Here is a 12,619-nt window from a genome sequence, read left to right on the forward strand (position 1 = left end):
TGGCTCGGTCTAAGCACCGGGCTGGTGGTGTTTATAGTGAGCATAACAGGCTGTTTGTATGCATTTCAAAAAGAAATTCAGGATGTCACTCAGACTTTCAGGTTTTCGAAAATAGAAAATCGAGAAATTTTACCACCCTCCGCCTTTGAAAATGTAGCACGAAAGGCATTACCAAAGGCTCACCTTCATGCCATCAATTACCCAGGAAAAGGCAGAAGTGTAGAGGCCATATTTTATGGTTTTGACCCCGAACATTACTATATCATTTACCATAATCCCTATACCGCCAAGATACTACAAGTACAAAATATAGAGGAAACGTTCTTTCATTGGGTTCTTAACGGACACTATTATCTTTGGTTACCTCCTAAAATTGGGCAACCTATTACCTCTTATTCCACACTAATTTTTGTATTTATGCTTATTACAGGTATTATTCTCTGGTGGCCAAAGAACAAAGCTGCCGCTAAACAACGGTTTTGGTTCAGATGGAAAGACGCTACTCAGTGGAAACGCAAGAATTACGACCTCCACAATATCCTTGGATTTTACAGTTCTACATTATTGCTCATTATCGCTGTGACAGGTATTTTCTTTGGTATACAGTGGTTTACTTACCTCATTTATTCAGCTACCGGGGGTGAAAAAGAACTACTTTTTACCGAACCCATATCACAAAAACCCATTACAACATCTTTCAAAAAACCTGTCGCGGATTTGGTTTGGGAAAAGATGAAAAAGGAACACCCTAATGCACTTTCTCTTGAAGTCCACGCCATTGAATCAGATTCATCTACAATTGGGGCAAACGTAAACACAAAGGAAGATATGTATTGGAGCACAGACTATCGGTATTTCGATCAGTACACATTAAAAGAAATACCAGTTAAGCACGTATATGGTAGACTAAAAGACGCAAAATTCGCAGACAAACTAATAAGGATGACTTACGATATCCATACGGGCGGTATATTGGGCTTTGCGGGTAAGATCCTTGCATTTTTATTGTCCTTGGTGGCTGCAAGTTTGCCAATTACTGGATTTATGATTTGGTGGGGACGAAGAAATAAAGTAAAAGCATGAACGGAGACATATACAATAAAGCCCAAGTTATTTTAGACAAAAAGATAGAAGAAAAAGGCCTTAGAAAAACACAAGAACGCTACAGGATCCTGAGAGAAATATACAATAGAGAAGACCATTTTGAAATTGAGGAACTTTACAATGACATCATGGCCCAGAAATTCAATATCAGCAAAGCGACGGTTTATAATGTAGTAGAACTTTTGGTAGAGGTTGGCCTTGTAACCAAACACCAATTTGGGTTAAAACACGCTTCTAGATATGAGAAATCCTTTGGTAGGAAACAACATAGCCATCTAATTTGTATCAACTGCAACAAAGTATTTGAGTTTTGCGACCCCAGAATCCAAAACATCCAACACACACTAGAGGAATTTAGCGGCTTAGAAATAAAGGATCACTCTTTGATATTATACGGACAATGCAATAAAAGTAATTGCATCAAAACGAATATCTACTAATAAACAAACCCTATTTTTTTACGACAACTGGACTTCCAAGTTTAATCAAAACCGCATCAGAAATATTGCCAAGGCCTTTATCACCGGCGTACAAAACCACTCTATTGGAGGTCATTGGGCCGTCAGATTTATTCCGAGTGAATACATATTTCAGGCCTTTCTCTTTGGCCACCGCTTGTGCTGCAGTTTTTATATTTGATTTGATTAGTACCACGGCATCGCCTGTAAATTGCTGTAGATCTTTCTCGGCTTCTCTCTGATAATTCTCCGAGGCAGACTTTACTTCCTGTACTTTTTTGAGCTTTTCATTCAGCTTTTCTGTGGTCAATGAATCCAAGTTCTTCATGGAGTTCTGGTAATCAAGATATAGGGTTTGATACTCTATGGCCATTTTATTAAACGATTCCTGATAAACTTCTTGCTTTTTCTTAATATCTTCATCGAGTTTTTTGACTTCTTTGTAGTTTTCAAAAATGTAATCCTCGAATATATAGGCGATTTTGGGAGAAACTCCGGGTTTTGTAGTTGCCGCTTTGGCTGGAGTTTTGGCTGCTGGCTTTTTAGTTTGTGCGTTTACAGAATTTATAGAGAGTGCTACCAGAGCAGCAAGAATAATACGTTTCATCCAGATTTTTTTAAAATTTCTCAAAAATACCGATTTCTGTTCAAATTGAAAGCAAAATTTTATTTAGCGAACGTATGAATACATTTCAATTCATTAAATCAGTCTTTTCTTCTTGATATCCATGTAGGTATTTATAAGACCCAAGCTCAAATTTTCTGGTTTTGTATGTAGAGCCTTAATGCCATGTTTATTCAACTCTTTAGCTATCAATTTATTCTGTAATATCAGACTTTGGCCAATGGTAAAGTCATAAATTTCTTTAAGATCTTTGGCTTGATTATCTACTATTTGTGCGACCTCTGAATTCTCAAAAAACACAACCAAAACAAGATGATACCTGGATAAAGCTTTCAAATAAGGCAAATTCCGATGCATTGCATTCACCGAGTCAAAGTTGGTAAAAATTACCAAAAGACTCCGTTGACGAATATTAATGCGGGCAAATTTATACAATCTCTCAAAATCAGATTCCTTGAATTTTGTTTCCAAATTGTACAACAAATCATTGATTTTACCAAATTGCTTGAGGTCCTTTTTAGCCGGCAAATAATCGCATCTATCATACGAAAAACCCACCAATCCCGCCTTGTCTGACATGGTAATTATGGCTTTGCTAAGTGCCAAAGTGCCATTAATCGCATAGTCAAGCAATGTTTGACCATCAAAAGGCATTTTCATGGTTCTACCCAAATCGATGGCACAATAAATATCTTGGCTTCGTTCGTCTTGATACTGATTCACCATCATGAGGCCACGCTTGGCACTGGCTTTCCAGTTGAGATGTCTGTAATCATCTCCTCTAGAGTACTCCTTAATCTGCTCAAATTCAAGACTTTGCCCAATCCGCTGAACTACTTTCTCACTATTCTGAACATTGTTTACGATAGCACTGATGGGTATTTTTTTGAACTGCTCAAAAGATGGAAAGCATGCCACCGTTTGCGTGAAAAAGAAACGCTCCCTTCGGGCTACCAAACTCCAACTTCCCAACTGCAACAGTACATTCGTACCACCCCACTCATATTCTCCCCTGGTTTTCGGAAAAACCAAATAGTTAATGGCCTTCTCTTCTAAAGATTTTAATGAAAAACTTCTCTCCCATTTACGAATTTGAAGCTGCTCGGGCAGTTCTTCTACGAAGTATCCAATAAATGATTTTTTTGTGAAATTCTTGATTTCAAGCTCCACTTGATTTTCATCGCCGTTACTTAGTTTTTTGGGTAATATCCTACTAACACAGATAATTTCTTTCGTATCAAAAAGTAAGATGGTCTCCCCTAACACCACCAACCAAGTCAGAAAAAACAATACTTTCCCAACCACAAAAAACACTTCGTTGATCATGCCAAAACTAAAAAACAACACACAAACACCTAAGCAAACAAACAGATTTCGGGTGAGATAGAAGGATTTCATCATCGCGGAATCTCAATAGAATTAAATAATTCTGAAAGCACTTCATCTTCCGTCACTCCTTCCATTTCAGAGTCGGCGGTTAGGATAATTCTATGTCTGAGAACCGGTATTCCTATCGTTTTGATATCTTCCGGAATCACGAAATCTCTTCCTGATATGGCAGCCAAGGCCTTAGATGCCTGCATTAGAGCAAGAGAAGCTCGTGGAGAGCCACCTAGTTCGATTTGTTTATGATTTCGGGTAGACTGCACAATATCGGTTATGAACTTTAAAAGATGGTCCTCAATGATGATCTTTTGAATAGTCTCCTTCAAATCAATGATTTTTTCTTTACCCAATATGGCATTCACCGTTTCCGTAACCTGAATCTGCGTTTGATAATTAAATTTCTTCAATAAGTCTATCTCCTCATCGGGTTTTGGATAATCTACCAAAATCTTCATAAAAAACCTATCTAACTGGGCTTCGGGCAGTCTATAAGTGCCTTCTTGGTCGATTGGGTTTTGCGTAGCCAAAACCAAAAATGGCTGATGCATTTGGTAGGTTTGCCCATCGATAGTTACTTGTTTCTCTTCCATTAGCTCAAACAGTGCAGCTTGGGTTTTAGGTGGAGAACGATTTATCTCATCAATCAAAATAATATTACTAAAAATAGGCCCAGGTTTATACTCAAACTCCAAGCTCTTCGGATTAAAAACCGATGTACCCAAAACATCAGATGGCATGAGGTCAGGAGTAAATTGTATCCGCTTAAAACTAACATCAAGTGATTGAGCCAGCAATTTGGCCGTAAGGGTTTTAGCTACGCCAGGCACACCCTCCATCAGCACATGCCCACCACACAAAAGACTGGTAATAAGCAAGTCTATGTTTTCTTGCTGACCTATGATGACCTTTGAGAGCTCCTCTTTTATTTGCTTTACAGAGTTGGCCAATTCGTCGAGGGCTATTCTATTACTGAATATTGGTTCTTCTTCGTTTTCCATTTTTTATGATTTTGAGAATTTATGTATGTCTTTATAAAACTTTATTAACCACTTTTTGTCTATTGTCTCGTTTTGTTCCAAAAACGCTAGCTGACCAATAATCTCCTGCACTTCTGATTCATTTCTACCTGTTTTTCGAGCAATTTTTGCAGCGTTGTTGAGGTCAAAATCCTTCGGATAAATCCTATACTTAGTTTGTAAATGATCAAAAAACTGTGAGGCTATTTTTTCAGAGATATTCTTATTGTCCTGTTTTAGCCAATACAATCCAGCCAATGCCTTGGTAAAGTCATAGGATGTATTTTTAACATCGGTAATGACCGGAATAGGACGCTGAATCCGGCGAGAATGGATCAAAACAAAAAGCCCTAAACCAAACAAAAACGTGTAAACCGCCCACTGGAGTGGTGGATTTTGATTTACCAACTCCATAAAATAGCTATCGCCCGGCTTCGAAACATCATAATCAGGCCTCGAAAGCGGATGCCTTCTGTAAAATTCATCCCAAATGATTTTCCTATTTTTTGCACCAATATTATCCAAAATAAGCCCTAAGTATTCATGGTTGCTTTTGTGCATCAAGAAATAATTTGTCATGGTCATGGGCCTGGTTTGAATAAAGACTCGACCTTTACCAAATGGAATACTTACCAAGCCATAGCCTCCCTTTTGGTCATAACTTAGTACTTCCAGTGTGTCTGATTCCTCCAGGTAGCCTTCATTATAAAACGACACACCCAAGCCAGGGTAAGAAAAAGTCTTGGGAATACTGTCCGCTCCGTTCCAAATTATTGCGGTGGAATCTTCGGCATTTGGCACGGGTGGCCATTGATTATAAAAAACTGCCTTCTCCTTTAAATTGAGAAGCGTATCCAAAAATACAGGTGCAAGTGTAAATGCACTCAAGTATATATTATTTCCCCTATTCACGAAATCCAAAAGTTCGGCGGTTTCTTGATTGTTGGGCAAAAAATAGGGGCTACAAACCACAAAAACGCTATTTTCTGATTGAAAAAGTTTGTTTACATAATCAGGTTTTTCATCATTGATAACAAATCCCTTCTTAGAAATTTTAGAAAATTCATCAAAAGCAAACTTTATGTCGTAAGGCTTGTAGGAGTTGGTCTTGTACCTAATCGAACGGTCAAATACCTTTTTTTTGGGTTCAGCCTTGCCCGTACCTTGAAATACCAGAAAACCCAATATTAAAATTATAACTAAACCAATTATTACTCTTTTTATCATAAAAATCTACCTATCAGTTTTTTATAGTGAGCAATAATTTTCTGATAATCAGCTGAACTTATGCCAAACTCTCCAAACCAAACAAAATTGTAGAACTTCGTACATTCTTCAAAATCCAGGGAATATTTACTACCACTCATCTCGTTGCAGTACTGTCGGTTGGTTTTATTGGCCTGAAAGTCTATAAATTTGGCATCGCTGAGGTTTTTTATTAGCCATAGGTAATACACCCTGATGGCCAATCTATAATTTTGACTTGCTTCAGCCTTATCAATTTGTGTCTGAAAATTCACACTTTCCAAATCCTCAATACGCTCTATCTTGGTACTTTCAGTAATTTCCTCATTGACTTTTTGATTAGTGTTCGAAAAGCCACCGAAACTGAATTTTGATTTTACGACCAAGTACAAAATGGCCCCAGCCAACACTGCAAAGAATAAATACTGTATAAATCTAAAAAAATTCTCCAAGTTTTGTGGCTCAAAAACGGTTTCTCTACCACTATAGGGCTCTGATTTTATATCCACAGTATCTTTTTTTGTAGTATCTACCGGTGGCTTTTGGTCAACATACCAAAGTTCTGGAACCGTTTTCTTCAAATCTTCAACTCGTTTTCCTCTGGAATCAGACTGAGCAAAACTCAACAATTGAGCTAAAAAGAAAACCAAGAAGAAGATATGGGTCTTATTTCTCATGGCTGATTTCTTTTAAATATTGATCCAAAGGTGTTTCTTTGGCCAGTTTTTTACTGTAAATAAAGAAATACCAAACCACAAAAGCCACACAAAAAACCAAAACCAATACCAGTAAAATAGACATAAAAAGGCTGGTCTTTTGTAGCCCCGAACTACCCAAACGAGTAATGTAACTTTCTATAAATGCCGCAATGAATGTAAATGGCACTGTACCAATAAAGATTTTTGCACTTTCAAAAAGCCCTTTCTTGATGGCCTGTTTGCGGGTCAAAGTTTCTGGGAAAAGAAAGCTCAGACCTAAAATCAAACCTGCCATACATTCCAAGACTAAGCCCATGAGTTCAAAAGTTCCATGAAGATTAATTACAAAAATGGCCTGAAAGCCCAAATTGTGCTTAAAAAACATGGTGAGAAAAGTACCGACCATGAGCCCATTTTTGAAAGTATGGTAAAATGAACCCAAACCAGCCAACACGCCCGACATATACACAATCAACCCAACAAAGAAATTATTGGCAAAAATAGTAAGGAACATTTTGAAAGGAGGCTGGTCTGCATAAACGCCAAAAGGCATGCCCTTACGGATGTTGTCCTCCGTCATGTCCACATAGCCGCTCCCCATAACCGCCTCTATAAAATTGGGCTCGGTAATGCTACATATAGCTCCTAAACTACAAAAAGTCACAAAAAAAGCTAAGGAGAGCCAAAGAACCCTTTGGTTGTGTCCCAAAATCAGTGGAAAATCGCGTTTCCAGAAATTCAAGATCACATTATTTTTGGGCTTTTGGTAAATAGATTTGTAAACACCAGCGGCAAGAAAATTCAAATAACTGGTGATTTTACTGTGCGGATAGTGGGTTTGTGCATAAGACAAATCGCTGGTGAGGTCAATAAAATCCGACGAAATCTCGTCTGGGTCCTCTTTTTCTGAGGTTTCGATTTCCAACCATCGGCTGCGATTCCTATCAATAAAGGTGGTTTCTCTCATAAAAAGCTGTTGGCCTTGGGTAAAATGTTGGTATATTTAATTATTCAAATTAAAAAAAATCAAAAAACAGTATGGCACTAATTTTGAACCAGAACCAAAATAAATGACAAAACTTGGAATTCCATATTTTTCCTCATAAACTTACAAAATGAACGCAATAAACATTCCAACTTTTTTAAATATTGATCTATCTTTCAACCTCAGCGGTCCCGGAAGAAGATATGGAGCGTTTTTTATTGATTGGGCCATCAAAATTGGCTACTTTTTTTTGATTTCAAATCTACTGTACATCGACATCTTTTCTCAGAGCTTCTTGTTGAGTTTTCTGGTCTATACGCCTTTTTTGTTCTATACTTTTTTTATGGAGTGGCTCTGGAAAGGCCAAACCATAGGTAAAAAATTGATGAGCATAAAAGTAATTGGCGAGGATGGCAATCATCCATCGGTAAGCCAATGTGCCATCAGATGGATGTTTTTATTTGCTGATGCATACGTTTTTACTTTGGCGGCATTTTTAAATCCGCTTTTTGGTTCGCTTGCACTTTTTGGACCTTTGGTGGGTGCTATACTGATAGGAGCCACAAAAACAGAGCAACGCTTGGGTGATATTGCAGCAAAAACCTACATAGTGAGTACCAAAGAAACCCATTACAGCATAGAAGACACCATTTATGCCTACTCTAACAAACGAAACAATTATGTGGTAAAATACCCCGAAGTTGTCAAGCTATCGGACAAGGACATGACCATTATCCAAAATCTCTTAGAGAAATCTGAAATCCAGATGGATGAAAATTTGACAGAAAAACTGGCCTCACACGTGAAAAGAATACTAAAAATTCAAACGGAAGATAGCGATTTGGTATTCTTAAAATCTTTATTGAGAGACTACAACCATCTAACGATAGAACAATGACATTGGAAACTGCAAACCACACAAAATGCAGGGCGAAATCCGAAAAGCCAAACGAGTAGGAAACCATTTAAACAATTACATTATGGCATTTCAGTACTATTTAGACGCATTTAGAAACTATGCAACATTCACCGGAAGAGCTCGAAGGAGCGAGTATTGGTACTTTGTATTATTCAACCTGATTGCTACGGTTTTATGCATGGGCGTTGATAATGCATTAGGCACCACAATTGACCCCTTACCATATGGTTATGTCTATTACCTGTACAATTTGGCAGTAATCGTGCCTAGCCTTTCTATAGGCACCAGAAGATTGCATGATGTAGGTAAAAGTGGTTGGATGATTTTGATTGCTTTAATTCCATTGGTAGGAGCGATTTGGTTATTAGTTTTATTCTGCACGGATAGCAACTTTGGAACAAACCAATATGGTCCAAATCCAAAAGGAATAGGAAATGACCAAGATGATGAAAATCTAATTCAAAATATAGGACAATAATTTCAAAAAAAGGCTTCAAACACAAATTGAAGCCTTTTTTATTTTGCAAAAAGCCCGTATTGGTTTATTTTTATAAAAAGTTTCATCTGTCATTTTGTATAAACTCATCATTTTTTGGTCTGCCGTCCTATTGGTTTTTTCCTGTCAAACTGAACCTGAAATCATCGAAAAGGATGGAATGGTTTTAGTTAAAGGCAATGAAAAACTCGACGATTTTTGGGTGGACAAATACCCAGTAACCGTTGCTCAGTTTGCCGAATTCGTAAAAGCCACAGGATACAAAACCCAAGCCGAAGAGTTCGGCGACGCAGGATATTTTGATTTCCAGACTGGCGAATGGACATTAAAAAAAGGGGCCAATTGGCAATTTCCTCTTGGAAAAGACACCACAGCAGCACCATTGAATCACCCAGTAACTCAGGTTTCTTGGAATGACGCCGTTGCCTACTGCAAATGGGCAAAAAAAAGATTACCTTCTAGCCAAGAGTTTCTGTTTATCGAAAAAAATGGAGAAACTGATTATGAAAAGACCTACACTTGGGGGGATAATTTCTTCGAAAACGACAAATTTAAAGCAAATTTTTGGCAAGGGAATTTTCCATTCAATAATACCGTAGAAGATGGTTTTCTGACCACTTCACCCGTGGGTTATTTTGGACTCAACAAACTGGGCCTTGGAGATGTAGGTGGCAACGTTTGGCAATGGTGTAGCGATGAAAACCCAGCCAAACCCACCGAGTGGTTTCAAAGGGGCGGCTCATTTCTCTGCGACCCAAAAATTTGCCACGGATTCAAAATCGGAGGAATTTCGTCTTCTACTCAAGAAACTTCTCTTATGCATGTGAGTTTTCGGTGTGTGAGGGGGATTTAGGGAGGTGGTTATTGGTTACTGGTTTACTGGTTATTGGTGTATTGGTTATTGGTGTATTGGTTATTGGTGTATTGGTTATTGGTGTACTGGTTATTGGTGAGTTGTTTTGTTGTTATTGGTTCAATGGTAATTAGAAATTGATCACCTGAATGTTTGTTTTCAGAAATAATTGGGTATTCATTTCTTGATTATAAAGAATGAATATTCTAAATATGATGCTTTGTATTTTTTGTCAATCGTTTCCAAAAAAAAGAGCCTTCACCCTAAGTGAAAGCTCCCATTCAAACGTTATATTTATTCAATCACTTGTTTTTGTAAGCCTTATCCAAAAACTCATAGCGGGCATCATCCATGGCTTTTTCGATTTTTGACTCGGTATTAATGTTCATCACTGGTGGAGTTTTATCCCCAGCTTTTGCTGCTTGCCATTCTGGCAATTTATCGCCATTCGGGTTTCCTGTTTTTATGAAATTGGCAAAATAATTCAACATCGTCTCTGAGGTTTTGTAATCATCGGCTGTCCAGTCAAACTCCATGGCCAAATACAAATTTCCCATACAATATTCTATCTCACTAGCGTGCGAAGCACCAACAGGTTCCGGAGCTTTTGGGGTATTCCCATCTTTCTTTAAGGTTCCACCGGCCAGACCAGCTACCAGTGATTTATCCACAAATGGCGGACGAATTTTGCTGAACATGTACCTATAAACCGGAGACGAGCTGTTATTTCGGTGCAAATCAAACCATTTCCATGTACTGTAAGAAATAAATCTGTCTGAGGCTAAAGCCGTGGCAGAAAGCTCTACCTCTCGCTCGTTGCTATGAGGATAAAGCTTCAAAACTTCCTCAAAATCAACAGGATATTCCTTCTTTACTCGAGTAATAAAATTCTCGGTTGTATTTGGCATGCCGAACATAAACGCACCTCCTGGAATCTCGGCGGAGTTCCAACCTAACAATAGCGGCACCTGGGCTTGTTGTTTGGCATTAAATATTTCAGGTAATGTTTTAGGTAAAAAATACCCATCTAAAACTACTGGGAATCCAAATCGCTTTGATTCGTTATACATTTCATATAGCTCTCGGCTGCTCAGTGCCCGCAACTGCTTCAAGCTTAGCACACCTGCATTTTTGGCAAATTCAGCACCTTGTTTTTCAGCTTCAGCCAAAGTCACTGGAGCCAAAGTCGGATTGATACCTGCTCCACTCTCCCCTATCGCACCGGCTATCAGGTCTTTACCAAGCGGTGAAGCCATCTGATAACTCACTGATATAGAACCCGCTGACTCACCTGCAATTGTTACTTTCTTTGGATCACCTCCGAACGCCGCAATGTTTTTCTGAACCCATTTCATAGCTGCCACTTGGTCTAATAAGCCGTAGTTGCCAGAGCCTTTATAAGAAGTTTCAGCACTTAACTCAGGATGAGCGAAATTCCCGAAAACATTCAATCTGTAATTACAAGTAACCACCACTATTCCTTTTTTGGCCATGCTTTCGCCATCATAACGTGGCTCAGAGGCATCGCCAGCCACATTTCCGCCGCCGTAGAAATACAGCAAAACAGGTAAATCTTTGGTATTGCGTTTAGCAGGTGTCCAAACATTCAGGTATAGACAATCTTCACTTACGCCATTCGAACGGGAATTCATATCACCAAAAACTACCGCTTGCATCGGTCTTGGCCCGAAAACTTTGGTTTCTTTAATACCAACCCAGTTTTTTACTGGCTGCGGAGCTTTCCAACGTAAATTACCCACTGGTGGTGCTGCAAAAGGTACTCCAAAATAAGTTTGAATGCCTGACTTGGTGTCGTAATTTCCTTCAATGATTCCGTTCTCAATTTTCACCTGAACGCCAAACGCATTCTTATTTTGAGCGTTTACGACCAAAACAACCAAAATCTGCAAGGCTAAAAAGCCAAAAAGTTTTTTCATTTTATCTAAAGTTTATTTATTGTCTCACTTTGTGACAATATTAATTAGTTTTATAATATTTTCCTATTTATTTTTGAAAAAAATACCCGACGAAATTTTGAACCCTAACACCTATTTAAAACATATTGCTTACGATTCAGTGGTTTTTGGTTTTTCTGGCGAAAAACTAAAAATCTTGGTCATGAAATACAAGAATACCGATTATTATGCCCTTCCGGGCGGATTTGTTGGCCAAGAAGAAGACCTAAACTCTGCCGTAAGACGTGGTTTGAAAGAAAGAACAGGACTGGACACTATCTTCCTAGAGCAGTTTTATACTTTTGGTAATGTCTCGAGGTCCAAGCCTGAGTTTATGAAAGCCATCATGGAGGCAAATGGCGGAATAAATGAATTTGGGTGGATGTTGGACAGGTTTATCTCAGTAGCCTACTACGCCCTCATTAACTACGACGACGTAGAACTCACGCCAGATGCCATATCTGAATCCTGCGATTGGTACGATTTGGACAATCTTCCTGAACTCATTTTTGATCATAAAGAGATATTGGACAAGGCATTGGCCACACTAAGAAGCAATCTTGAAACCAAGCTCATGGGCGTAAACTTGCTTCCGCCATTGTTTACTATGAAAGACCTCCAAAAAGTTTATGAAGCCATTTTGGGTGAAAAACTTCATAGAGGGGCTTTCCAACGCAAAATTTTGGGAATGAATCTGCTAAAACGGCATGAAAAACAATTTTCAGGTGCAGCCCACAAAGCTCCTTTTTTGTATAGTTTCGAGAAATAAACTGCTCAATATTCTACAAGAAGAACACGGATTAACACCCATTAGACCGCACCGGCGGCCCGGACGGATTCTATTCTTCAAACAAATAGAATTAAAACTATAAGGTAGTT

At 38.5% G+C, this 12,619-nt stretch carries 13 protein-coding genes; 6 read left to right on the top strand and 7 right to left on the bottom strand.

What is annotated here, in order from left to right:
- Together EGI31_RS04305 and EGI31_RS04310 are read left to right on the top strand one after the other, a co-directional pair.
- A partial coding sequence (locus EGI31_RS04305) for a PepSY-associated TM helix domain-containing protein (protein WP_255035929.1) occupies positions 1 to 1,083 on the top strand: 1,083 nt, incomplete at its 5' end.
- Positions 1,080 to 1,544 (top strand): Fur family transcriptional regulator, encoded by a 465-nt coding sequence (locus EGI31_RS04310; protein ID WP_255035930.1) that lies wholly within the window; start codon positions 1,080 to 1,082, stop codon positions 1,542 to 1,544. The genes EGI31_RS04305 and EGI31_RS04310, both read left to right, overlap by 4 nt.
- A 10-nt stretch (positions 1,545 to 1,554) precedes the next feature.
- Here the strand turns inward: EGI31_RS04310 and EGI31_RS04315 are convergent, their stop codons facing one another.
- The 6 genes from EGI31_RS04315 to EGI31_RS04340 all read right to left on the bottom strand — a co-directional run bounded on the left by EGI31_RS04315 (position 1,555) and on the right by EGI31_RS04340 (position 7,499).
- Entirely contained in the window at positions 1,555 to 2,169 is a 615-nt protein-coding gene (locus EGI31_RS04315) for an OmpH family outer membrane protein (RefSeq protein ID WP_255035931.1), read from the bottom strand.
- A gap of 93 nt (positions 2,170 to 2,262) precedes the next feature.
- A complete protein-coding gene (locus EGI31_RS04320; RefSeq protein WP_255035932.1) occupies positions 2,263 to 3,588 on the bottom strand; it encodes a DUF58 domain-containing protein in 1,326 nt (441 codons plus the stop codon).
- Entirely contained in the window at positions 3,585 to 4,571 is a 987-nt protein-coding gene (locus EGI31_RS04325; protein WP_255035933.1) for an AAA family ATPase, read from the bottom strand. The genes EGI31_RS04320 and EGI31_RS04325 overlap by 4 nt, the downstream gene beginning before the upstream one ends.
- Positions 4,572 to 4,574: 3 nt before the next feature.
- The gene (locus tag EGI31_RS04330) at positions 4,575 to 5,816 is read right to left on the bottom strand and encodes a DUF4350 family protein (RefSeq protein WP_255035934.1); all 1,242 of its coding nucleotides are present in this window, start codon (positions 5,814 to 5,816) and stop codon (positions 4,575 to 4,577) included.
- On the bottom strand, positions 5,813 to 6,511 hold the full coding sequence (locus tag EGI31_RS04335; RefSeq protein WP_255035935.1) for a hypothetical protein: 699 nt from the start codon (positions 6,509 to 6,511) through the stop codon (positions 5,813 to 5,815). Before EGI31_RS04335 ends, EGI31_RS04330 begins: the two co-directional genes overlap by 4 nt.
- Entirely contained in the window at positions 6,501 to 7,499 is a 999-nt protein-coding gene (locus tag EGI31_RS04340; protein WP_255035936.1) for a stage II sporulation protein M, read from the bottom strand. The genes EGI31_RS04335 and EGI31_RS04340 overlap by 11 nt, the downstream gene beginning before the upstream one ends.
- 148 nt (positions 7,500 to 7,647) lie before the next feature.
- On the opposite strand from EGI31_RS04340, the gene EGI31_RS04345 reads away from it, so the two are divergent.
- The 3 genes from EGI31_RS04345 (at position 7,648) to EGI31_RS04355 (ending at position 9,785) form a co-directional block, all read left to right on the top strand.
- Positions 7,648 to 8,415, top strand: a complete 768-nt coding sequence (locus EGI31_RS04345) for an RDD family protein (RefSeq protein WP_255035938.1) — start codon at positions 7,648 to 7,650, stop codon at positions 8,413 to 8,415.
- 82 nt (positions 8,416 to 8,497) lie between these two features.
- Positions 8,498 to 8,914, top strand: a complete 417-nt coding sequence (locus EGI31_RS04350; RefSeq protein ID WP_255035939.1) for a DUF805 domain-containing protein — start codon at positions 8,498 to 8,500, stop codon at positions 8,912 to 8,914.
- Positions 8,915 to 9,092: 178 nt separating this feature from the next.
- Entirely contained in the window at positions 9,093 to 9,785 is a 693-nt protein-coding gene (locus tag EGI31_RS04355) for an SUMF1/EgtB/PvdO family nonheme iron enzyme (RefSeq protein WP_255035940.1), read from the top strand.
- Positions 9,786 to 10,087: 302 nt separating this feature from the next.
- On the opposite strand, the gene EGI31_RS04360 is transcribed toward EGI31_RS04355, so the two are convergent.
- Positions 10,088 to 11,722, bottom strand: a complete 1,635-nt coding sequence (locus EGI31_RS04360; protein WP_255035941.1) for a carboxylesterase/lipase family protein — start codon at positions 11,720 to 11,722, stop codon at positions 10,088 to 10,090.
- Positions 11,723 to 11,795: 73 nt separating this feature from the next.
- Here EGI31_RS04360 and EGI31_RS04365 point away from each other — a divergent pair, with 73 nt between their 5' ends.
- A complete protein-coding gene (locus EGI31_RS04365) occupies positions 11,796 to 12,509 on the top strand; it encodes an NUDIX hydrolase (protein WP_255035942.1) in 714 nt (237 codons plus the stop codon).
- Positions 12,510 to 12,619: the final 110 nt, after the last annotated feature.

This window comes from Lacihabitans soyangensis (assembly GCF_024343775.1).
GTDB classification, from domain to species: domain Bacteria; phylum Bacteroidota; class Bacteroidia; order Cytophagales; family Spirosomataceae; genus Leadbetterella; species Leadbetterella soyangensis.

Bases quoted from the DNA above. Each gene is read 5' to 3' on its own strand.
- EGI31_RS04350 (WP_255035939.1), top strand. From the start codon at position 8,498: ATGGCATTTCAGTACTATTTAGACGCATTTAGAAACTATGCAACATTC.
- EGI31_RS04335 (WP_255035935.1), bottom strand. From the start codon at position 6,511: ATGAGAAATAAGACCCATATCTTCTTCTTGGTTTTCTTTTTAGCTCAA.
- EGI31_RS04345 (WP_255035938.1), top strand. From the start codon at position 7,648: ATGAACGCAATAAACATTCCAACTTTTTTAAATATTGATCTATCTTTC.
- EGI31_RS04310 (WP_255035930.1), top strand. From the start codon at position 1,080: ATGAACGGAGACATATACAATAAAGCCCAAGTTATTTTAGACAAAAAG.
- EGI31_RS04325 (WP_255035933.1), bottom strand. From the start codon at position 4,571: ATGGAAAACGAAGAAGAACCAATATTCAGTAATAGAATAGCCCTCGAC.
- EGI31_RS04355 (WP_255035940.1), top strand. From the start codon at position 9,093: ATGGTTTTAGTTAAAGGCAATGAAAAACTCGACGATTTTTGGGTGGAC.
- EGI31_RS04320 (WP_255035932.1), bottom strand. From the start codon at position 3,588: ATGATGAAATCCTTCTATCTCACCCGAAATCTGTTTGTTTGCTTAGGT.
- EGI31_RS04340 (WP_255035936.1), bottom strand. From the start codon at position 7,499: ATGAGAGAAACCACCTTTATTGATAGGAATCGCAGCCGATGGTTGGAA.
- EGI31_RS04360 (WP_255035941.1), bottom strand. From the start codon at position 11,722: ATGAAAAAACTTTTTGGCTTTTTAGCCTTGCAGATTTTGGTTGTTTTG.
- EGI31_RS04330 (WP_255035934.1), bottom strand. From the start codon at position 5,816: ATGATAAAAAGAGTAATAATTGGTTTAGTTATAATTTTAATATTGGGT.
- EGI31_RS04315 (WP_255035931.1), bottom strand. From the start codon at position 2,169: ATGAAACGTATTATTCTTGCTGCTCTGGTAGCACTCTCTATAAATTCT.